At 73.8% G+C, this 21,029-nt stretch carries 16 protein-coding genes; 4 read left to right on the top strand and 12 right to left on the bottom strand.

Going from position 1 to position 21,029, the window contains the following annotated elements; translation table 11 throughout:
• The 12 genes from pgeF to rsmH all read right to left on the bottom strand — a co-directional run bounded on the left by pgeF (position 1) and on the right by rsmH (position 14,989).
• Positions 1 to 732 carry a peptidoglycan editing factor PgeF gene (gene pgeF, locus ACWD3O_RS33225; protein WP_451418454.1) on the bottom strand — a complete coding sequence of 244 codons (732 nt, stop codon included), beginning with the start codon at positions 730 to 732 and terminating at the stop codon, positions 1 to 3.
• 10 nt (positions 733 to 742) lie between these two features.
• The gene (ftsZ, locus tag ACWD3O_RS33220; RefSeq protein WP_451413925.1) at positions 743 to 1,978 is read right to left on the bottom strand and encodes a cell division protein FtsZ; all 1,236 of its coding nucleotides are present in this window, start codon (positions 1,976 to 1,978) and stop codon (positions 743 to 745) included.
• Between the two features lie 279 nt (positions 1,979 to 2,257).
• Positions 2,258 to 3,070, bottom strand: coding sequence for a cell division protein FtsQ/DivIB (locus tag ACWD3O_RS33215; RefSeq protein ID WP_451418453.1), 813 nt, complete (start codon positions 3,068 to 3,070; stop codon positions 2,258 to 2,260).
• A gap of 89 nt (positions 3,071 to 3,159) precedes the next feature.
• On the bottom strand, positions 3,160 to 4,254 hold the full coding sequence (gene murG, locus ACWD3O_RS33210; RefSeq protein WP_451418452.1) for an undecaprenyldiphospho-muramoylpentapeptide beta-N-acetylglucosaminyltransferase: 1,095 nt from the start codon (positions 4,252 to 4,254) through the stop codon (positions 3,160 to 3,162).
• Between the two features lie 6 nt (positions 4,255 to 4,260).
• Complete coding sequence (gene ftsW / locus ACWD3O_RS33205) at positions 4,261 to 5,640, bottom strand: putative lipid II flippase FtsW (RefSeq protein ID WP_451413928.1); 1,380 nt, start codon at positions 5,638 to 5,640, stop codon at positions 4,261 to 4,263.
• Positions 5,641 to 5,786: 146 nt separating this feature from the next.
• The gene (murD, locus tag ACWD3O_RS33200; protein WP_451418451.1) at positions 5,787 to 7,220 is read right to left on the bottom strand and encodes a UDP-N-acetylmuramoyl-L-alanine--D-glutamate ligase; all 1,434 of its coding nucleotides are present in this window, start codon (positions 7,218 to 7,220) and stop codon (positions 5,787 to 5,789) included.
• On the bottom strand, positions 7,202 to 8,275 hold the full coding sequence (mraY, locus tag ACWD3O_RS33195) for a phospho-N-acetylmuramoyl-pentapeptide-transferase (RefSeq protein WP_356130823.1): 1,074 nt from the start codon (positions 8,273 to 8,275) through the stop codon (positions 7,202 to 7,204). The genes murD and mraY overlap by 19 nt, the downstream gene beginning before the upstream one ends.
• Positions 8,272 to 9,690, bottom strand: coding sequence for a UDP-N-acetylmuramoyl-tripeptide--D-alanyl-D-alanine ligase (locus ACWD3O_RS33190; protein WP_451413930.1), 1,419 nt, complete (start codon positions 9,688 to 9,690; stop codon positions 8,272 to 8,274). The genes mraY and ACWD3O_RS33190 overlap by 4 nt, the downstream gene beginning before the upstream one ends.
• A 4-nt stretch (positions 9,691 to 9,694) precedes the next feature.
• Positions 9,695 to 11,368, bottom strand: a complete 1,674-nt coding sequence (locus ACWD3O_RS33185; protein WP_451413931.1) for a UDP-N-acetylmuramoyl-L-alanyl-D-glutamate--2,6-diaminopimelate ligase — start codon at positions 11,366 to 11,368, stop codon at positions 9,695 to 9,697.
• Positions 11,369 to 11,413: 45 nt separating this feature from the next.
• A complete protein-coding gene (locus ACWD3O_RS33180; RefSeq protein WP_451418450.1) occupies positions 11,414 to 13,396 on the bottom strand; it encodes a peptidoglycan D,D-transpeptidase FtsI family protein in 1,983 nt (660 codons plus the stop codon).
• Positions 13,393 to 13,998, bottom strand: a complete 606-nt coding sequence (locus ACWD3O_RS33175) for a septum formation initiator family protein (protein ID WP_451418449.1) — start codon at positions 13,996 to 13,998, stop codon at positions 13,393 to 13,395. Before ACWD3O_RS33175 ends, ACWD3O_RS33180 begins: the two co-directional genes overlap by 4 nt.
• 25 nt (positions 13,999 to 14,023) lie before the next feature.
• Entirely contained in the window at positions 14,024 to 14,989 is a 966-nt protein-coding gene (gene rsmH / locus ACWD3O_RS33170; RefSeq protein WP_451418448.1) for a 16S rRNA (cytosine(1402)-N(4))-methyltransferase RsmH, read from the bottom strand.
• A 428-nt stretch (positions 14,990 to 15,417) separates the two neighbouring features.
• On the opposite strand from rsmH, the gene ACWD3O_RS33165 reads away from it, so the two are divergent.
• From ACWD3O_RS33165 to ACWD3O_RS33150, 4 genes are all read left to right on the top strand, one after another.
• Positions 15,418 to 15,972, top strand: coding sequence for a beta-class carbonic anhydrase (locus ACWD3O_RS33165; protein ID WP_451413935.1), 555 nt, complete (start codon positions 15,418 to 15,420; stop codon positions 15,970 to 15,972).
• A 339-nt stretch (positions 15,973 to 16,311) separates the two neighbouring features.
• Positions 16,312 to 17,295, top strand: a complete 984-nt coding sequence (locus tag ACWD3O_RS33160) for an AAA family ATPase (RefSeq protein WP_451418447.1) — start codon at positions 16,312 to 16,314, stop codon at positions 17,293 to 17,295.
• Positions 17,295 to 18,632, top strand: coding sequence for a DUF58 domain-containing protein (locus ACWD3O_RS33155; protein WP_451418446.1), 1,338 nt, complete (start codon positions 17,295 to 17,297; stop codon positions 18,630 to 18,632). Before ACWD3O_RS33160 ends, ACWD3O_RS33155 begins: the two co-directional genes overlap by 1 nt.
• Positions 18,632 to 20,953 (top strand): transglutaminase TgpA family protein, encoded by a 2,322-nt coding sequence (locus tag ACWD3O_RS33150; RefSeq protein WP_451418445.1) that lies wholly within the window; start codon positions 18,632 to 18,634, stop codon positions 20,951 to 20,953. Before ACWD3O_RS33155 ends, ACWD3O_RS33150 begins: the two co-directional genes overlap by 1 nt.
• The last annotated feature ends 76 nt before the right edge of the window (positions 20,954 to 21,029 follow it).

Below are 21,029 nucleotides of genomic sequence, written 5' to 3'. Positions count from 1 at the left end.
TCAGTCCAGCCAGACGTACCCCGCGAGCCGGCCGGTGGCGCGGTCGCGGCGGTACGAGAAATGATCATGCGACTCCATGGTGCACGCCGGCGAACGCCGGGCGTCACCCACCCCCAGCCGCTCCAGCTGGGCGTGCACCCCGGCGGCCACGTCCACGGCGGGGGTTCCCCAGGAGGTCTCGGCGTGGGAGGCGGGTTCCACGGCGGCGACCTCGGCGCGCATCCCGTCCGGCACCTCGTAACACCGCCCGCACACGGACGGGCCGGTGAGCGCCGTGATCCGGGCGGGGTCGGCGCCCAGCCGGACCATCGCCGCGACCGCTGCCGGGACCACCCCGGCCACCATGCCCGGCCGGCCGGCGTGCGCCGCGGCGGCGACGCCGGCCACCGGGTCGGCGAGGAGGACGGGGACGCAGTCGGCGGTGAGGACCGCGAGGGCCAGGCCGCGGCGGGCGGTGACCAGGGCGTCGACGGAGGGGATCTCCGCCTCGTCGCCCCAGGGGCCGTCGACCTCGGCGACGTCGGCGCCGTGGACCTGGTTCATCCAGACCACCCTGCCGGGGTCGAGGCCGAGTGCCTGTGCGGTCAGCTTCCGGTTCGCCAGAACGGCGGCCGGGTCGTCTCCGACCGCGCCGCCGAGGTTGAGCTCCTCATACGGAGCGGCGCTCACCCCGCCCCACCTGTCGGTGAAGGCGAAGTGCGCGCCGCTCACGCTTTCGCGCTGATCTATCACTGGGGAAGTGTCACTTCAGGAAGTCCGGGACGTCCAGCTCCTCGGCCATGCTGTCCGGGTAGGTGCGGGACTGCGGGAGCGGGGGGATCACCGGCGGGACCGGCGCGGGGGCCGGGCGCTGCTCGGCCGCCGGCTCGGGGGCCGGGGCGGGAGCGGGGGCGGGGGTCTCCTCCTTGGGGGTCACGCTGCCGAGCGACCCGAAGGAGGGACGGGCGGTCTCGGCGGGCCGCGCCGGGGCGGCCGGCTCCTCGCGCTTGGCGGAGGCGGAGCCGAGGACGTTCTCCCGCTTGGCCGGCGGCTGGCCGCCGTCGAAGCCGGCGGCGATCACGGTGACCCGGACCTCGTCGCCGAGCGCGTCGTCGATGACCGCGCCGAAGATGATGTTCGCCTCGGGGTGGGCCGCCTCGCTGACCAGCTGGGCCGCCTCGTTGATCTCGAAGAGGCCGAGGTCGCTGCCGCCGGAGATGGAGAGCAGGACGCCGCGGGCGCCGTCGATGGAGGCCTCGAGCAGCGGCGAGGAGATCGCCATCTCGGCGGCGGCCACCGCGCGGTCGTCGCCGCGGGCGGAGCCGATGCCCATCAGCGCGGAGCCCGCCTCGGACATCACGGACTTGACGTCGGCGAAGTCGAGGTTGATGAGGCCCGGCGTGGTGATCAGGTCGGTGATGCCCTGGACGCCGGAGAGCAGGACCTGGTCGGCCGACTTGAAGGCGTCGAGGACCGAGACCTGGCGGTCCGAGATGGACAGCAGCCGGTCGTTGGGGATGACGATGAGGGTGTCCACCTCGTTGCGGAGTTCGGCGATGCCGTCCTCCGCCTGGTTGGCGCGGCGGCGCCCCTCGAAGGTGAACGGGCGGGTGACCACACCGATGGTGAGCGCGCCCAGCGAGCGGGCGATGTTGGCCACCACGGGCGCGCCGCCGGTGCCGGTGCCGCCGCCCTCGCCGGCCGTCACGAAGACCATGTCGGCCCCCTTGAGGACCTCCTCGATCTCCTCGCGGTGGTCCTCGGCGGCCTTGCGGCCGACCGCCGGGTTGGCGCCGGCGCCGAGTCCGCGGGTGAGTTCGCGGCCGACGTCGAGCTTGACGTCGGCGTCGCTCATCAACAGCGCCTGAGCGTCGGTGTTGATGGCGATGAACTCGACGCCCTTGAGACCGACCTCGATCATCCGGTTGATGGCATTGACACCACCGCCGCCGACACCGATGACTTTGATGACTGCGAGGTAGTTCTGCGGTGCTGCCACGTCGAAGGCCTCTCGCCTCGAGTTACGTGCCGGATGCCTCGCGGGTTCCCCGCGAAGCACCGGCTGATGCCGAATGGGACGGTCCGAACGCCGACCCGAACCCTAACGGTGAAGTTTAGGGTTACCAGTGTGTCTGTTCCCTGGACTCTTCCGAACAGGACACTAGGTCGACAAGTGGCGCACGTTCAACGAACACGCCGAACCTCCCGCTTTTCTTTTCACCCTATGTGATCAAGCGCGCCGGTGCCCAGTCCGGGTGCTGGCCTGCGCTGATGTGCGTCAACTCGCTGATGACGCAGGGGCGGAGGGAACGCTGACGTCGAAATGACGGGCCTTCGGGGTTGCCTTCATCAGGGCGCGCAGGGTACGGGCCTTGGCCTCGCCCTCCTCCGGGCTCCCCCACACCACCGTGCGTCCGTCCTCGAGTTCCAGCGAGAAGGCGTCGAAGGTACGGACCTTGACGGCGCGGGTGTCGCGGGCGATCGCGTCCGGGATGTCCCCCGCCACCCGCACCGCCTCGCCCAACAGCCGGTCGCGGCCGAAGCGGCGCAGCGAGGACCGGGCGGACTCCTCGGTGGAGGGGTCGAGTTCGAGCAGCGGGACGGACTCCGGCGCCTTCGGGAGGGTGGCGAACCGGGTGCCCGAGGCGTCGACCTCCACGAACCGCCCCCGCTCGGCGAGGATCAGGACGGCGGTGCGTTCGGTGACCTTCAGGGTGACGCCGTTCGGCCAGTCCCGGTCCGCCTCCACCGACTCCACCCGCGGCAGCTCCGCGCGGACGCGGGCCTCGAGCTCGTCGGTGTCCACCGAGGCGAGCGGCAGCGCCGGCGGGACGGCGGCGGCCCGGCGCACCTCGTCCTCGCCGAGGACGGTGGTGCCGGTGACGCGGACCTCGTCCACCCGCAGCCAGGGCGAGCCGTACAGCAGCCAGAGCACGCCGGCGGCCAGCAGCGCCGCGACGGCGCCGCCGGCCACCAGGGTGCGCGGGCGCGGCGGGGCGGGGAGGCGGTCGCGCCAGGAGGGCGCGGGCCCGGGTTCCCCGGCCGGCTCCCGGCGGCGTTCACCGCGTTCGGCGGTCGTCGTTCCGGCCACGCTCCCTGCCCTCCGTCGTGCTGCGCGTCTGGTACCGCGTCCCGGCGCCCCTGCCGGGCGCCGCCTCCGTCACCGGTCCGCCGTGCCGGTCAGGCGCGGCGGGCCTCCGCGATGGCCTCGTAGACCATGCCGACGAGCAGTTCGTCGGCGTCCCGGCGGCCGAACTCGGCGGCGGAGCGGGACATCTGGTAGAGCCGGTGCGGGTCGGTGAGCACGGGCAGGACGCTCTGCAGGACCCATTCCGGGGTCAGTTCCGCGTCGTCGACCAGCATGCCGCCGCCTGCCTTGACCACCGGCTGGGCGTTGAGCCGCTGTTCGCCGTTGCCGATGGGCAGCGGCACGTAGGCGGCGGGCAGCCCCACGGCGGAGAGCTCGGCCACGGTCATCGCGCCCGCGCGGCAGAGCATCATGTCGGCCGCCGCGTAGGCGAGGTCCATCCGGTCCAGGTAACCGACCGGGATGTACGGGGGCATGCCCGGCATCTGGTGGACCTGGGGCAGTTCGTTCTTCGGGCCGACCGCGTGCAGGATCTGGACGCCGGACTGCTGGAGGCGCGGGGCGACCTGCTGGATCACCTCGTTGAGGCGGCGGGCGCCCTGCGAGCCGCCGGTCACCAGCAGCGTGGGCAGGTTGGGGTCGAGACCGAAGGCGGCGCGCGCCTCGGGGCGCACGGCGGCCCGGTCGAGGGTGGCGATGGAGCGGCGCAGCGGGATGCCGATGTAGCGGGCTCCGCGCAGCTTGCTGTCCGGGGTGGCGACGGCGACGCGGGAGGCGTACCGGGAGCCGATCTTGTTGGCCAGGCCGGGGCGGGCGTTGGCCTCGTGGATGACGATCGGCACGCCCAGGCGCTTGGCGGCCAGGTAGCCGGGCAGCGCCACGTAGCCGCCGAAGCCGACCACGGCGTCGGCCTTGGTGCGCTCCAGGATCTCCTCGGCGGCCCGGATGGTGCCGCGCAGCCGGCCGGGCACGGTGATCAGCTCCGGGGTGGGCTTGCGGGGCAGCGGGACGGCCGGGATCAGCGCCAGCTCGTAGCCGCGTTCGGGCACCAGGCGCGTCTCCAGACCGCGTTCCGTGCCCAGGGCCGTGATGCCCACGGTCGGGTCCTGCCTGCGCAGGGCGTCCGCGAGGGCGAGCGCGGGCTCGATGTGGCCCGCGGTTCCTCCGCCGGCGAGTACGACATGCACCGAAATTCACCGCTCTCCGGACGAGCGCGCCGAGGCACGCCGTCGCATCGTGTTCCATCTACGGGGTTCCCGGACCGGCCGGTTCTTCCCCGCCCGCTTTTTACCAAAGCGGGGTTGGCGCATCGCAAGCGCCGCCCGCGCGGCGGGCTCGTCACGCGCGAACGCGATCAGCAGCCCGACGGCGAACATGGTCGGCAGCAGGGCCGATCCGCCGTAGGAGAACAGCGGGAGGGGGACTCCGGCGATCGGCAGCAGGCCGAGCACCGCACCCATGTTGACCATGGCCTGCGCCGTGATCCAGGTGGTCACGCCTCCCGCGGCATACCGTACGAAGGGATCCTCCGTGCGTCCGGCCACGCGGATGCCCGCATAGCCTAGAGCGGCGAACAGCGCGAGTACCGACAGTGTCCCCGCCAGGCCCAGTTCCTCACCGGTGACGGCGAAGATGAAGTCGGTGTGCGCTTCGGGCAGTTGCCCCCATTTCTCCACGCTCGCACCGAGCCCGGAGCCGAACAGGCCGCCGGAGGCGAGGGCGTAGAGGCCGTGCAGCGCCTGCCAGCACTGGTCCTGGGGGCCGGGGTCGGTGGCGCCGAGGCAGGCCAGCCGGGCCATCCGGTTCTCGCTGCTGGTGATGAAGTAGAGGCCTATGGCCCCCGCGACGGCCAGCACGCCGGCGAAGAGCCGGGTGGGGGCCCCGGCCAGCCACAGCAGGCCGAAGAGGATCGCGGTGAGGATGATCGCGGTTCCCATGTCCCCGCCGATCATGATCAGCGCGAGCAGCAGGAACGCCACCGGTACGAGCGGGACCAGCAGGTGCTTCCACTGGGTCAGCAGCCGCTTGTCCTGCTTGCGGGCCATCAGGTCGGCGCCCCACAGCACCAGGGCCAGCTTGCCGAACTCGCTGGGCTGGAGCTGGAAGCTGCCGCCCAGCGAGATCCAGTTCTGGTTGCCGTTGACCGCCATCCCTATCCCGGGGATCTGCACCAGGATCATCAGGCCGACGGAGCCGGCGAGGATCGGGTAGGCGAGCGCCCGGTGGAGTTTGACCGGCATCCGGGAGGCGGCGAGCAGCAGGAGCCCGCCGATGACGGCGGCGAGGAGCTGCTTGCGGAAGAAGTAGGCGCCGGGCAGCGAGTAGCGCAGCGCGGTGATCTGGGAGGCCGAGTAGACCATCACCAGGCCGAGCACGGTGATGAGCGAACTGCCGCCCAGGATCAGGTAGTAGGCGGTCAGCGGCCGGTCCCAGGCCTTGCGGGCACGCGTGACGGCCCGGCCCAGCGGGTTCTCCCGCACCGGTGCGGCGGGCCGCGCCGCGGCGGGCGCGGGCACGCGGGCGGCGCGGTTGCGGCCCGGGCCGGCGGGACGCTTCGTCCCGTTGCGTTCCATGGCACCCCTTCCGGTCGGCGACCGATCCAACCACGCGTTCCCCCTGTGCCCGGGGCAGACCCGCCGGACGCGGGTCTCCCGGGCGCGCGGGCGGCACGGCGGACGCGAAAGGGCGGCCGGGGGGTGGCCCCGACCGCCCTTCGGCGTCAGCCCAGTTCGCGTACGGCCGTCTCGAACGCCTCACCGCGGACGTTGTAGTTGGCGAACATGTCCATCGACGCGCAGGCGGGGGCCAGCAGCACCGTGTCGCCCTCCTGGGCGAGGGCGCGGGCCTCGGCGACGGCGGCGGCCATCGCCGCGTCGTCGGTGCGGTCTAGGTCGACCACGGGCACGCCGGGGGCGTGGCGCTCCAGCGCCTCGCGGATCAGCGCGCGGTCGGCGCCGATCAGTACCACGCCGCGCAGCCGCTTCGCCGCCCTGGTGACCAGTTCGTCGAAGGTGGCGCCCTTGGCGAGCCCGCCGGCGATCCAGACCACGGACTCGTAGGAGACCAGGGAGGCCTCCGCCGCGTGGGTGTTGGTGGCCTTGGAGTCGTCCACGTAGGCGACGCCGTCGACGTCGGCGACGTGGGCGATGCGGTGGGCGTCGGGCCGGAAGGCGCGCAGGCCGTCGCGGACCGCGGTGGCCGGGACGCCGAAGGCGCGGGCCAGGGCCGCGGCGGCGAGCGCGTTGGCGATGTTGTGCGGCACCGAGGGCTGGACGTCGGTGACCTCGGCGAGTTCCTGGGCGCTCTCCCGCCGGTTCTCGACGAAGGCCCGGTCGACGAGGATGCCGTCCACCACGCCGACCTCGGAGGGGCCGGGGGTGCCGAGGGTGAAGCCGATGGCGCGGCAGCCCTCCTCGACGTCGGCCTCGCGCACCAGGTCCTCGGTGGCCTTGTCGGCCACGTTGTAGACGCAGGCGACCTGGTTGCCCTCGTAGATCCGGCCCTTGTCGGCGGCGTACGCCTGCAGGGAGCCGTGCCAGTCGAGGTGGTCGGGCGCCAGGTTGAGGACGGCGGCCGAGTGGGCGCGCAGCGAGGGCGCCCAGTGCAGCTGGTAGCTGGAGAGCTCGACGGCGAGGACGTCGTACTCGGTGTCGCCGAGCACGGCGTCCAGCAGGGAGACCCCGATGTTGCCGACGGCGGCGGTGCGCAGTCCGGCGGCCTCCAGGATGGAGGCGAGCATCCGGGTCGTGGTGGTCTTGCCGTTGGTTCCGGTGACGCAGAGCCAGGGGGCGGGAGTACGGCCGTCCAGTTCGCGCAGGCGCCAGGCGAGTTCGACGTCGCCCCAGACCGGCACGCCGGCCTCGGCGGCGGCGGCGAACAGCGGCTTGTCGGGCCGCCAGCCGGGCGCGGTGACGACCAGTTCGGCCCCGTCGGGCAGGGTGTCCCCGTCGCCGAGGCGGACGGTGACGCCCAGCTCGGCGAGTTGGGCGGCCTGGGCCCGGGCGCGCTCGTCGTCGCCGTCGTTGACGACGGTGACGTGCGCGCCGAGCCCGGCGAGCACCTTGGCCGCCGGGACGCCCGAGACGCCGAGTCCGGCGACGGTGACGTGCTTCCCCCGCCACTCCTGGCTGTGGGTCACTTGTTGGCCGCCCATCCCGCGTAGAAGATGCCGAGTCCGACGATCACGCACATGCCCTGGATGATCCAGAAGCGGACCACCACGAGGACCTCGGACCAGCCCTTGAGTTCGAAGTGGTGCTGCAGCGGTGCCATCCGGAAGACGCGCTTGCCGGTCAGCTTGAAGGAGCCGACCTGGATGACCACCGACATGGTGATGAGGACGAACAGACCGCCCAGCAGGGCGAGCAGGAGCTCGGTGCGGGAGCAGATCGCGAGGCCGGCCAGCGCGCCGCCGAGGGCGAGCGAACCGGTGTCGCCCATGAAGATCTTCGCCGGCGAGGTGTTCCACCACAGGAAGCCGAAGCAGGCGCCCATCAGGGCCGCGGCGACCACCGCGAGGTCCAGCGGATCGCGTACCTCGAAGCAGGCGTTCGGGTTGGTGAGGGTCGTCGCGTTGGCGCAGGACTCCTGGAACTGCCAGACGCCGATGAAGGTGTAGGCGCCGAAGACCATCACCGAGGCACCGGTGGCGAGGCCGTCGAGGCCGTCGGTGAGGTTCACGCCGTTCGACATGGCGAGGATCATGAACAGCGCCCAGACCACGAACAGGACCGGGCCGATCGACCAGCCGAAGTCCTCGACGAACGAGATCCGGGTGGACGCCGGGGTGTTGCCCCGGATGTCCGCGAACTGCAGCGAGAGCACCGCGAAGGCGACGCCCACGATGAGCTGGCCGGCCATCTTCGCCTTGGCCCGCAGGCCCAGCGAACGCCTCTTGACGATCTTGATGTAGTCGTCGAGGAAGCCGACCAGACCCATGCCGGCCATCAGGCCGAGGACCAGCAGACCGGAGAGCGTGGGCTCGTAACCGGTGATCAGCTTGGCCGCGAAGTAGGCGACGATCGTCGCCAGGATGAAGGCGATGCCGCCCATGGTGGGCGTGCCGCGCTTGCTGTGGTGCTCGCGCGGGCCGTCGTCGCGGATGTACTGGCCGTAGCCCTTCTTGGCCAGCAGTTTGATCAGCAGCGGTGTGCCGATCAGGGTCAGGAAGAGACCGATGACTCCCGCGAACAGGATCTGCTTCATCATCGGGCGGCGACCTCACCCTCGAGCAGCGCCTCGGCGACCTTCTCGAGCCCCACCGACCGGGACGCCTTCACCAGGACGACGTCCCCCGGTCGCAGCTCGCTGCGCAACAGGTCGATCGCCGCCTCTGCGTCGGACACGTGCACCGACTCCTCACCCCACGAACCCTCGTTGTATGCGCCCAGTTGCAGCCAGCGGGCCTCCTGGCCGCCGACCGCGACGAGCTTGCCGACATTGAGCCGGACGGCGAGCCGTCCGACGGCGTCGTGCTCGGCGAGCGCCTCGTCCCCGAGCTCGGCCATCTGGCCGAGCACCGCCCACGTGCGGCCCCCCTTGGCCCGTGCGGTCTCACCCATGGCGACGAGCGCGCGCAGGGCGGCTCGCATGGACTCGGGGTTCGCGTTGTAGGCGTCGTTGACGACGGTCACGCCGTCCGGGCGCTCGGTGACCTCCATACGCCAACGGGAGAGGGAGCCCGCCTCGGAGAGCGCGAGGGCGATCTCTTCCGCGGACATGCCCAGCTCATGGGCGACGGCGGCCGCGGCGAGCGCGTTCGACACGTGGTGCTCACCGTACAGGCGCATCGTCACATCACCGCACCCGGAGGGTGTGTGGAGGCGGAACGCGGGGCGTCCGGTGTCCGTGAGTCGGACGTTCTCGGCGCGAACGTCCGCTTCGTCCGCCTCGCCGAAGAAGACCGTCCTCGCCGTGGTCCGGGAGGCCATGGCCTTGACGTACGGATCGTCGATGTTGAGCACGGCGATGCCGCCGTCCTCGGCGGACGGCAGCGCCTCGACCATCTCGCCCTTGGCCTGGGCGATCTGCTCGCGGCCGCCGAACTCGCCGATGTGGGCGCTGCCCACGTTGAGCACGACGCCGATCCTGGGCGGGGTGAGCCCGCAGAGGTAGCGGATGTGGCCGATGCCGCGCGCGCCCATCTCCAGCACCAGGAAACGGGTTTCCTCGGTGGCGCTGAGCGCGGTGAGCGGGAGTCCGATCTCGTTGTTCAGCGAGCCGGGCGTCCAGACCGTGGGCGCCTTGCTGCCGAGCACCTGGGCGATGAGGTCCTTGGTGCTGGTCTTCCCGGCGGACCCGGTGAGGGCGACGAGGGTGGCGCCGAGCCGGTTCACCACGTGGCGGGCGAGGGCGCCGAGGGCGGCCTTGACGTCGTCCACGACGATCGCGGGCACGCCGACGGGGCGGGTGGCCAGCACGGCGACGGCTCCCGCCTCGACGACCTGCGCGGCGAAGTCGTGGCCGTCGACGCGCTCGCCCGCGAAGGCGGCGAAGAGGCTTCCTGGCGTCACGTCACGGGAGTCGCGGACGACGGATCCGGTGACCATGACGGACGGATCCGGTATGTCGTGCGTCTGCCCGCCGACGGCTTCTGCGATCTCGGCGAGGGAGAGGGCGATCACTGGTTCATCCCTGGGTCTGCTGGGGTGCCTGGGTCTTCTGGATGGCTTCGCGGAGGACCTGGCGGTCGTCGAAGGGCCGGACGACGCCGGCGATGTCCTGGCCCTGCTCGTGGCCCTTTCCGGCGACCAGCACGGTGTCGCCGGGTCCGGCGAGGGCGACGGCGGCCTCGACGGCCGCCGCGCGGTCCTCGAAGACCCGGACCTCGCCGCGTTCGTGGGCGGGCACCGAGGCGGCGCCCTGGAGCATGGCGGCGAGGATCGACAGGGGGTCCTCGGAGCGGGGGTTGTCGGAGGTGAGCACGGCGGTGTCGGCTAGGCGGGCCGCCGCGGCGCCCATCGGGCCCCGTTTGGTGGTGTCGCGGTCGCCGCCGCAGCCGATGACGACGTGCACGCGTCCCTCGGTGACCTGGCGCAGCGCGCGCAGCACCGATTCGACGGCGTCGGTCTTGTGGGCGTAGTCGACGACGGCCAGGTAGGGCTGGCCGGCGTCCACGCGCTCGAGGCGGCCGGGCACGCCGGGCACGGCGGCGACGCCGTCGGCGGCGGCCTGCGGGTCGAGTCCGGCGGCGGCCAGCGCCACGATCGCGGCAAGGGTGTTGGCCACGTTGAACCAGCCCGGCAGCGGGGCGCGGGCGGTGATCCGCTCGCCCTTGGGGCCGACGGCGGTGAACGTGGAGTCCAGCGGGCCGGTGGTGACGTCCTCGGCGCGCCAGTCGGCGTCGGGGCTGCCGTCGGCGGAGTAGGTGACGACCGGCACGGTGGCCTCGTGGGCGAGGCGGCGGCCGTACTCGTCATCGACGTTGACCACGCCGAGGCGGCTGCGCTCGGGGGTGAACAGGGCGGCCTTGGCCCGGAAGTAGTCCTCCATGTCCGGGTGGAAGTCCATGTGCTCCGGGCTGAGGTTGCTGAAGACGGCGACGTCGAAGACGCAGCCGTCGACCCGGCCCAGTACCAGCGCGTGGCTGGAGACCTCCATGGCGACGGCCTCCACGCCGCGTTCGCGCATCACCGCGAAGAGGGCCTGGAGGTCGGTGGCCTCGGGGGTGGTGCGCTCGGACTTGATGCGCTCGTCGCCGATCCGCATCTCGACCGTGCCGATCAGCCCGGTGGAGCGGGCGGTGCGCAGGCCGCCCTCGACCAGGTAGGCGGTGGTGGTCTTGCCGGAGGTGCCGGTGATGCCGATCTGCAGCAGGGCGTCGCCGGGGCGGCCGTAGACGGTGGCGGCGAGTTCGCCCATCCGGCCGCGCGGGTCCTCGGTGACGAGGACCGGCAGGCCGGTGGCGGCGGCGCGGTCGGCGCCGGCCGGGTCGGTCAGCACGGCGGCGGCGCCGAGGGCGGCGGCCTGGGCGGCGAAGTCGGCTCCGTGGGCGCGCGCGCCGGGCAGGGCGGCGTAGAGGTCGCCGGGGCGGACCGCGCGGGAGTCGTGGGTGATGCCGGTGACCTCGGCGGCGCCCGCCGGGTCCGGGGCGCCGAGCGCGCGGGCCAGCTCGCCGAGGGGGGTCGCGGCGATCCGGGCGGGCCGCGGCGGCCCTGCGGGCTTCTGGTCGTGGGGGGACTGATCAGCTTGTGGCACGGCGGTGAGCGTACCGGGCGCGGGGGCGCCGGAGCGAAGCGAGGGGCCGGGCGGGGCGTGACCGGATCCGTCGGCGGGGCCGGGACCGGAGGTGATCGTCGTCACGGGCTTACCTGCTGTTCTGGGTCGTGCTGGCGGTGTGCTGCGTGCTCAGGGTTCGAAGGTGACGGGCAGTCGGGCCGGTTCCTCTCCGGTGGGCGGGACCTGGAGGGTCTTCAGGGCGAACTCCATGACCTGCTTGTGCACGGGGCCGCAGATCTGGCCGCCGAAGTGGCTGCCCTCGGTCGGGTTCTGGATGACGCAGTAGACGGTGACGCGCGGCTTGTCGGCGGGGGCGAACCCGGCGAAGGAGGAGGTGTAGCCGCTGTACTTGCCGGTGACCGGATCCACCCGGTTGGCGGTGCCGGTCTTGCCGGCCACCCGGTAGCCGGGGATGCGGGCCTTGGTGCCGGTGCCCTCGCCGTCGTCGACGACGGACTCCAGCATCCGGGAGAGCGTGCGCGCGGTCTTCTCGCTGACCACCCGGGTCTTCTTCGGCTCGTCGGCCGGGGTGAAGCCGCCGTCGGGGCCGCGCGTGCCGCGGACCAGGGTGGGTTCCACCCGGACGCCGCCGTTGGCGACGGTCGAGTAGACGGAGGCCGCCTGGAGGGCGTTGATGGAGACGCCCTGGCCGAACGGGATGGTGTACTGCTGCGAGGTCGACCAGTCCCCGGGCGGGGCCAGGATGCCGGGGGTCTCGCCGGGGAAGCCGAGTCCGGTGGGCTGGCCGAGGCCGAACTTGCGCAGGTAGGAGTGGAGGACCTGGTTGGCCTCCTTCTGCGTGTCGCCGAGCTGGCCGGTGGCCATGATGGTGCCGATGTTGCTGGACTTGGCGAGCACGCCGTTGAGCGTGAGGTGCCAGGTCTCGTGGTCGACGTCGTCGCGGAAGAGCCGGTCGCCGCGGTGGAGCCGGTTGGGGACCGTGACATGGGTGCCGGGGGTGGCCACGCCCTCGTCGAGGACGGCGGCCATGGAGATCACCTTGGCGGTGGAGCCGGGTTCGAAGGCGTCCTCCACGGCGGCGTTGCGCAGCGCCGCGGGGTCGGCCTTCGAGAGGTCGTTGGGGTCGAAGCCGGGGGCGTTGGCCATGGCCAGGATCTCGCCGGTGCGGGTGTCCTGGACGATGACGTAGCCACGGTCCGCCTTGGACTCGGCCACCTGGTCGGAGATCGCCTTCTGCGCGGCCCACTGGATGTCCCGGTCGAGGGTGAGCTCGACCGTGGAGCCGGGCACGGCGGGCTTCTCGCTCAGCCCGGCGGTGGGCACCTGGCGGCCGCCGGACTGCGCGTAGCGGATCTCGCCGTCGCGGCCGGCCAGGGACTCCTGGAGCTGCCGTTCGATGCCGCCGCCGCCCGCGCCGTCGGCGTCGACCCAGCCGAGCACCGCGGCGGCCAGGTCGCCGTTGGGGTAGACGCGCTTGCTGCTGGGGGCGGAGAAGACGCCGGCCAGCACGTTGACCACGCTCTTGTCCTCGCCGGCCTGGCGGGCGAGTTCGGCCTTGAGGTCGGCGATCTGCTGCCACTCCTGGGGCGTGCGCCGCCGGGCCAGCAGCACGTACATGGTGTTCTCGGTGCGCAGCTTGCGGGCGAACTCCGCCTGGTCCCGTTCGTCGCCGCCGAGGACCTGGGCGAGCAGTTCGGCGGCCTTCTCCGGGGCGTCGTCGATGCCGGTGGCCTTGCGGGTGAACATCGTGGGGTCGGCGGTGATGTCGTTGGCGTCGACGCTGCTGGCCAGGGCGACGCCGTTGCGGTCGGTGATGCCGCCGCGTACCGCCTCGACCTTCTGGTCGACGTAGCGGTTCTGCTGCGCCTTGGCGGTGTAGGTGCTCGCGTCCACGGCCTGCACCTGGAGCAGCCGCACCAGGAAGGCGGCCAGCACCAGGGTGAGCGCCACGCCGATCAGCCGGAGCCGTGGGCGGGGGCTGCCGAGCCGCAGGGGCTTGGCGCCGGACGGGCGGCGCGGGGGCGTGGGCCGTCCGCCGCCGCGGCCGCCGGCCCCGGACGTGCGGCGGCCCGCCGGTCCGGCGGGGCGGCCCTGCCGGGCCGGCGCGGGGACGCGGCGTCGCTGGGCTTGCCTGTCGGGCACTTCCGTCACCTGCCGGGGGTCGGAGAAATCGGGTCGGACGCCGCGGGGCCCCGGGACGACGCGGCCGCGGATCCCGGCCTGGGGGTGGACGCCGGGCCGGAGGCCTTCGGTTCCCCGCTGCCGGAGGGGGCCGCGGAGCCGCCCGGTCCGGCGGCCGCGGACGGGGACCCGGAGGGGGATCCGTCGGACGGGGACCCCGCGGACGGGGATCCGGACGGGTCGGCCGTCGCGGTCGGCGAGGGCGCGGCGCTGGCGCGGCCGGGCTCGCCGCGGACGGTGCCGTCGGGCTCCAGGAAGGCGGGGTCGCCGCCGGGCACCATGCCGAGCTCCTGGGCGCGGCGGGCCAGCGCGTCGGGCGCCGCGTAGGCGTCCACGTCGCGCTGCAGGGCCTGCTCCTCGTCGGTCAGCGTCTTGGTCTCCTGGCGCAGGTCGGAGAGGCGGAACGACCCCTCGCTGAGCGCCGAGTTGAGGAGCAGCAGGGCGATCAGGCCGCCACCCAGCAGGGTGACCACCAGCAGGACGAACGGGGTGCGGGCCGCCTGACTGGTCCCGGTGGGCAGCAGCGCCGCCAGCCGTGCCGCCCGCCCCCTGAGCTGCGGCTTCCCGCTCATCCGACCTCCTCGTGGCGACCGGTGCTCACCGGACGTCCTCCCTGATCCGCTCCGCCCCGCGGAACCGGGCGGGCGCGGCCCGGCTGTTCTCCGCGATCTCCTCGTCGGTGGGCAGCTCGGCGCCGCGGGTGAGCAGCTTCAGGCGCGGCTGGTACTCCTCGGGGACGACCGGCAGCCCGGGCGGCGCGGTGGTGGCGGCGCCGGCCGCGAAGACCTGCTTGACCAGCCGGTCCTCCAGCGAGTGGTAGGAGAGCACGCCGATCCGGCCGCCGACCGCGAGCGCCCGGACCGCGGCGGGGACGGCCCGCTCCAGCACGCTCAGCTCGCCGTTGACCTCGATGCGCAGGGCCTGGAAGGTGCGCTTGGCCGGGTTGCCGCCGGTGCGCTTGGCGGCCTGCGGCAGGGCGTCGCGGATGACCTGCACCAGGCGGGCGCTGTTCGAGAAGGGCTCCTTCTCGCGCTCCCGGACGACGGCGGAGACGATCCGCTTGGCCTGCTTCTCCTCGCCGTAGGCGCGCAGGATGCGCACGAGTTCGCCGGGCGGGTAGCTGTTGAGGACCTCGGCGGCGCCGATGCCGGTGGTCTGGTCCATGCGCATGTCGAGCGGGGCGTCCTGGGCGTAGGCGAAGCCCCGGTCGGCCTCGTCGAGCTGCATCGAGGAGACGCCGAGGTCGAAGAGGATGCCCTGGACGCCGTGCTTCCTGGGGATGCCGAGGCGGTCGAGGACCTCGGGGAGCTCGTCGTAGACGGCGTGGACCAGGGTGGCGCGGTCGCCGAAGGGGGCGAGCCGCTCGCCGGAGAGCCGCAGAGCCTCCTTGTCGCGGTCCAGGCCGATCAGCCGCACCTCGGGGAACCGGGTGAGCATGGCCTCGCTGTGTCCGCCGAGGCCGAGGGTGCAGTCGACCACGACCGCTCCCGGCCGCTCCAGGGCGGGCGCCAGGAGGTCCAGGCACCGCCGGAGCATCACAGGGACATGTCGGCTCTCGCTCAAGGGGCCCTCTCAGGTCCGCGCGGCGCGACGCGCAACCGGGTCCCCGCCCGCTCGCGAAGGGAAGGCCTGCCGGCGCCAGGAGCGTCGGCCGGCCGGGAGCGGGAGGAGGCCGAGCCGCACGTACGCGCCGCGCACGTGGGGAGGTCCCGGGCCGCCTCGGCCCGGGCTCTCCGGAATTCAGTCCAGCGGGGAGAGTCTCGCGTGTCTCGCCTCCCGCTTCGCGTCACTTTAGTCCACCCTGTCTGCCGGTCAATCAACTGCCCTGCGAGTCGCCCCGCGGCGGGACGATGTCGCCTCCGCCCGGCACGGATCACCCGTGCGGCGCAGCGCACTCCACCCTTGTGGGTTACCTCACACAGAAGATCGGCGGCTCTCTTTGTCCTGTTCCGCAACGCTCGGTGCGGGAAGCGGCCAGTAACGTCTTCCCCATGTCGACTTCTGCTTCCGCCGGCTCCCCCGCCCCCACCTCCGGTGCCGACTCCCGCAGCACCGTGACCGACCGCCTGGTCGAGGCGAACGAGCGCTACGCCAAGGCCTTCACCGACCCCGGGATGGACGCCCGTCCGGTTCTCCAGGTGGCGGTCGTCGCCTGCATGGACGCGCGCCTGGACCTGCACTCCGCGCTCGGCCTCGAGCTCGGCGACTGCCACACCATCCGCAACGCGGGCGGCGTGGTCACCGACGACGTGATCCGCTCGCTGACCATCAGCCAGCGCGCCCTCGGCACGCGCAGCGTGGTGCTGATCCACCACACGGGCTGCGGCCTGGAGACGCTGACCGAGGAGTTCCGGCACGAGCTGGAGATGGAGGTCGGGCAGCGCCCGACCTGGGCGGTGGAGGCGTTCCGTGACGTGGAGCAGGACGTCCGGCAGTCCATCCAGAAGGTGCGCACCTCCCCGTTCCTGCTGCACACCGAGGACGTCCGCGGCTTCGTCTTCGACGTGAAGACCGGTCTGCTGCGGGAGATCGACGCGGCGGCCTGAGGCGCCGCCCCCCGCCACTCGACGCCGCTCGACGCCGCTCGACGCCGCTCGCGTGTTCCGCCCGGTCCGAGGCCTTCCCCGGGCCGGGCGTTCCGTTGCGCCCCGCGCGTCGCGGGCGCGGGGCGCGGGCGGGCAGCTCGTGCGGGTAGCTCGGCGGGTAGCTCGTGCGGGTGACAAACCCTCCCGAAGCCGGTCGAGTTGTCCACAGGGCGCACGCGCTCCGGTCCGCTGTTTTCCACACGTCATGACAGGCGGGACCTCGGCGAACAAGAATGCGAGCGGGGGACCCCGGGCTTCGCCGGCCCCCTTGGGGATTCGACGGGGCTGAGGAGGGCCGGGGTGACGGGCTATGACGACCGAGGGAACCTTTCCGATCTGACCGCGACGGTGGAGCGGATACGGGAAGCGGTCGAGCGGGTGATCGAGGGCAAGCCGGAGGTCGTGCGGCTCTCGCTGACCGTTCTGCTCGCCGAGGGACACCTGCTGCTGGAGGACGTGCCAGGCGTGGGCAAGACCATGCTGGCCAAGGCGCTGGCGCGGTCGGTGGACTGCTCGGTGCGCCGCGTCCAGTTCACCCCCGACCTGCTGCCGTCGGACATCACCGGCGTGTCCATCTGGGACCAGCAGCGGCGGGACTTCGAGTTCAAGCCGGGCGCGATCTTCTCCCAGATGGTGATCGGCGACGAGATCAACCGCGCCTCCCCCAAGACCCAGTCGGCGCTGCTGGAGTCCATGGAGGAGCGCCAGGTCACCATCGACGGGCAGACCTATCCGCTGCCCGCCCCGTTCATGGTGGTCGCCACCCAGAACCCGGTGGAGATGGAGGGCACCTACCCGCTGCCGGAGGCGCAGCGGGACCGGTTCATGGCCCGGGTCTCCATCGGCTACCCCAGCGCGGCAGCCGAGCTGCGGATGCTGGACGTGCACGGCGGGGCGTCCCCGCTGGAGGACCTCCAGCCGGTGGCGCACGCGCACGACGTGGTGAAGCTGATCGAGACGGTGCGTGAGGTGCACGTCTCGGAGCCGGTCCGCCGGTACGCGGTGGAGCTGGTGTCGGCGACCCGCGTCCACACGGACCTGAGACTGGGCGCCTCGCCGCGCGCCACCCTGCACCTGCTGCGGGCGGCGAAGGCGTCGGCGGCCATGGGCGGGCGGGAGTTCGCGCTCCCCGACGACGTCCAGGCGCTGGCCCCGGCCGTGCTGGCGCACCGTCTGCTGCCGACTGCGCAGGCTCAGTTGAGCGGGCGGACGGCCGAGACGGTGGTGCGGGAGATCCTGGCCCGCACGCCGGTGCCCGCCTCCCCGGGCGCGCGGGGTCTGTGATGGCGCCCGGGGGGCGGCAGGCCGCGCGGGGCGGGATGCGGGTGGCGCTGGCGGGGCTGACCACCCGGGGGCGTTCGTTCCTCGCCGCGGGGATTGCGGCGGGTGTGTGCGCGTACGTGCTGGGCCAGGAGGACCTGCTGCGGGTGGGGCTGCTGCTGGCGGCGCTGCCCCTGCTGTGCGCCGTCGCGGTGCACCGGACGAGGCACCGGGTCACGTCCTCGCGGCGGCTGACGCCGGCGCGGGTGCCGACGGGTGCCGAGGCGCGGGTCCATCTGCGGGTGGACAACGTTTCCCGGCTGCCCACGGGGCTGCTGATGCTGCAGGACCGGGTGCCGTACGTGCTGGGGCCGCGGCCCCGGTTCGTGCTGGACCGCATCGAGCCGGGCGGGCGGCGGGAGGTGTCCTACCGGGTCCGCTCCGACCTGCGGGGGCGGTTCCCGCTGGGCCCGCTGGAGCTGCGCCTGGCCGACCCGTTCGGGATGTGCGAGCTGACCCGGTCGTTCGCGGCGCACGACATGCTGACGGTGGTGCCGCTGGTGGAGCCGCTGCCGCCGGTGCGGCTGGGCCGCGGCGCCCAGGGGTTCGGCGACGGCCGGCAGCGGTCGATGGCGGTGGGCGGCGAGGACGACGTGCTGCCGCGCGGCTACCGGTACGGGGACGACCTGCGCCGGGTGCACTGGCGGTCCACGGCCCGGTACGGCGAGCTGATGGTGCGCCGGGAGGAGCAGCCGCACCGGGCCCGGTGCACGGTGCTGCTGGACACGCGGCGCGCCGCCTACCGGGGGGCCGGGCCGGGTTCGGCGTTCGAGTGGTCGGTGTCCGGCGCGGCCTCGGTGCTCACGCACATGCTGCAACGGGGCTTCTGGGTGCGGCTGCTGACCGACACGGGCACCCAGCTGCCCGGGGAGGGCGCGGCCGTGTTGGGGGGCGCCGGCGCGGAGACGGCGGAGGCGGCGGGGCTCCTGATGGACACCCTCGCGGTGATCGACCACTCGGAGGGGGACGCGCTGTCGGCCGCGCAGGACGTGCTGCGCGGGAGCGACGAGGGGCTGCTGGTGGCCTTCCTGGGCGCTCTGGACGACGAGCAGGCGCGGATCGTGGCCCGGATGCGGCACCGCACCGGCGGCGCGCTCGCCTTCCTCCCGGAGGACACGGCGGACGGCGAGGACGAGGAGGACGCGTCCCAAGGAGCCGCCCGGACGGCTCCGGGCGCCGAGCGGGTGCTGCGGGAGGCGGGCTGGACGGTCGTGCGGGCGCCGCGCGGCGCCCCGATGGCCTCGGTGTGGCAGCAGGCGGACCGGGAACGCACGGGCGTGGTGGGAGGCGGTGACCGGTGATGGGCGTGACGACGAGGATGACGCTGGCCTCGGCGGCGGCGACCCTGCTCACGGCGATGGCGTTGGTGCCGCTGACCGAGGAGGGCACCTGGTATCCGAAGGCGGTCGTCGCGGTCGCCGTGCTGGCGGGCGCGGGCAGGCTGGCCCGGTTGTTCTCGATGCCCCGGCCGACGGTGGTCGCGGTGCAGCTGGTGGTCTCCGCCGCGCTGTTGTCGTTCCTCTTCGCCCGGGAGCAGGCGGTGGCCTGGCTGCTGCCCGGGCCCGACGCGGTGCGGCGCCTGGGGGCGCTGCTGCGGCAGGGCGCCGAGGACGTGAGCGGCTACGCGACCCCCGCGCCGCTGACCGAGGGGATAGCGCTGCTGCTGATCGGCGGGGTGCTGCTGATCGCGCTGCTGGTGGACGCCCTGGCGGTGACCTACGGCCTGACCGCCCCGGCCGGGCTTCCGCTGCTGGCGCTGTACTCGGTGGCCGCGGGCCTCGCGGACGAGGGCGGCGCCGGGGCGTTCGCGTTCGGCGCGGCGGCTGCCGGTTATCTGGCGATGCTGCTCGCCGACGGGCGCGAACGCCTCACCCGGTGGGGCCGGACGTTCGGCGGCGGGCCCGCCTCGTCCGCGCGGACCGGGCAGCGCACGGGGCGCAGGATCGGCGTGGCCGCGCTGGGCGTGGCGCTGCTGGTGCCCGCGGCCATGCCCTCGCTCGGCAGCAGCCTGGTGGCGGGCCTGGGCTCCGGGGACGGCACGGGCGGCGGCGGGCGCGGCCCGGCCAGCTCGGTCGACCTGCTGCTGGCGCTGCAGGACAACCTCAACCAGACCGACGACCGCACGGCCGTCACCGTCCGGAGCACCTCGAACCGCACGCACGACATGTACCTGCGGATCACGTCGCTGGACGAGTTCGACGGCGCCACCTGGAAGGCGTCGCCGCGGCGGACGATCCCGCTGCCGGACCGCTTCCCGGACCCGCCCGGCCTGGACCCGCAGGTCCGGCGGACCGAGGTGACCAGCCGGATGTCGGCCGCCGACTGGTACGGGCAGAAGCACCTGCCGATGCCCTATCCGCCCACCTGGGCCGAGGCGGACGGCGACTGGCGGCTCGACCCGGTGGAGCTGACCGTGGCGGGCGACGGGGACGCCAGCACCCGGGGGGAGACCTGGGAGGTGGCGAGCCTCGAGGTCCGGCCGACCCGCGAGCAGTTGGCCTCCGCGCCGCCGCCGGGTCCGGAGCTGCGGAACTTCACCGAGCTGCCGGCCTCGCTGCCCGAGGAGGTCGCCGCCACGGCGCGGCAGGTCACCGAGGGGTCGCGGAACGCCTACGAGCAGGCGGTCGCGCTGCAGGACTGGTTCTCGGTCAGCGGGAACTTCACGTACGACACCCAGGTCGACGTGGGCACCGGGTCGGACGCGATCGTCCGGTTCCTCGACCGGCGCACCGGGTTCTGCGTCCACTTCTCCTTCGCGATGGCCTCGATGGCGCGGTCGCTGGGCATCCCCGCCCGGGTGGCCGTGGGCTTCGCGCCCGGCTCCGAGCAGGGCGACGGCAGCGTCGAGGTGAGCCTGCGGGACGCGCACGCCTGGCCGGAGCTGTACTTCGAGGGCGTGGGGTGGACCCGGTTCGAGCCCACGCCGACGCGGGGCACCGTGCCGGACTACACGCTGCCCGAGACCACGCCGGGGGCGACGGCCCAGCCGGAGGAGGAGGCCGCCGAGGAGGACGAGCTGACGGCGCCCCGTCCGCAGCCCTCCAGCTCCGCGAGCTGCACGGCGGAGAGGCAGCGGCTGGACGGGTGCCCGGAGCAGGAGGAGACGACGGTCGCCGCCGGTGACGGCGGACCCGGGTGGCCCGGGGCGCTGCTGTGGGTGGCGGTCGCGGTGGCCGCGGTGCTGCTGCCGTTGTCGCCGATGCTGTGGCGCAGGCGGGTACGGGCGTCGCGGCTCGGGACACCGCTCAGGGGCGAGGCCGACGTGCTGCCGCACACCCTGCGGGTGTGGCGCGAGCTCACCGACACGGCCTGGGACCTCGGGATACCGCCGGACGACTCGCTGACGCCGCGGCGCGCGGCCGAGCGGATCGTGCGCGCCGGGCACCTCGACCCGGCCACGGCGGAGGCGGTGCACCGGGTGGCCACGGCGGTGGAGCGGGTGCTGTACGCGCCGCGGGCGCGGGCGGCGCCGGGGCTCGCGGCGGACGTGCGGAAGGCGTGTGCGGTGCTGCGGGCCTCGATGAGCCGGAGCACGCGGTTGCGCGCCACCTTCGCCCCGCGCTCGGCGGCCCGCATCCGCCAGGCCCTGTCCACCCGGACCTGGCGCCCCCGGCGCGCCTGAACGGCAACCGCGTCGTGGGGGGGGGGGGGGGGGGCCCCCCCCGGGGGGGGGGGGGGCGGGCGGGGGGGGGGGGGGC

The organism is Streptomyces sp. NPDC002640 (assembly GCF_053592575.1).
Note: the sequence above shows the minus strand (reverse complement) of the source record. Positions and strands in the feature narration are given on the sequence as shown.

Bases quoted from the DNA above. Each gene is read 5' to 3' on its own strand.
- ftsW (WP_451413928.1), bottom strand. From the start codon at position 5,640: ATGGAACGCAACGGGACGAAGCGTCCCGCCGGCCCGGGCCGCAACCGC.
- murD (WP_451418451.1), bottom strand. From the start codon at position 7,220: ATGGGCGGCCAACAAGTGACCCACAGCCAGGAGTGGCGGGGGAAGCAC.
- mraY (WP_356130823.1), bottom strand. From the start codon at position 8,275: ATGATGAAGCAGATCCTGTTCGCGGGAGTCATCGGTCTCTTCCTGACC.
- ACWD3O_RS33175 (WP_451418449.1), bottom strand. From the start codon at position 13,998: ATGAGCGGGAAGCCGCAGCTCAGGGGGCGGGCGGCACGGCTGGCGGCG.
- ACWD3O_RS33165 (WP_451413935.1), top strand. From the start codon at position 15,418: ATGTCGACTTCTGCTTCCGCCGGCTCCCCCGCCCCCACCTCCGGTGCC.
- ACWD3O_RS33155 (WP_451418446.1), top strand. From the start codon at position 17,295: ATGGCGCCCGGGGGGCGGCAGGCCGCGCGGGGCGGGATGCGGGTGGCG.
- ACWD3O_RS33150 (WP_451418445.1), top strand. From the start codon at position 18,632: ATGGGCGTGACGACGAGGATGACGCTGGCCTCGGCGGCGGCGACCCTG.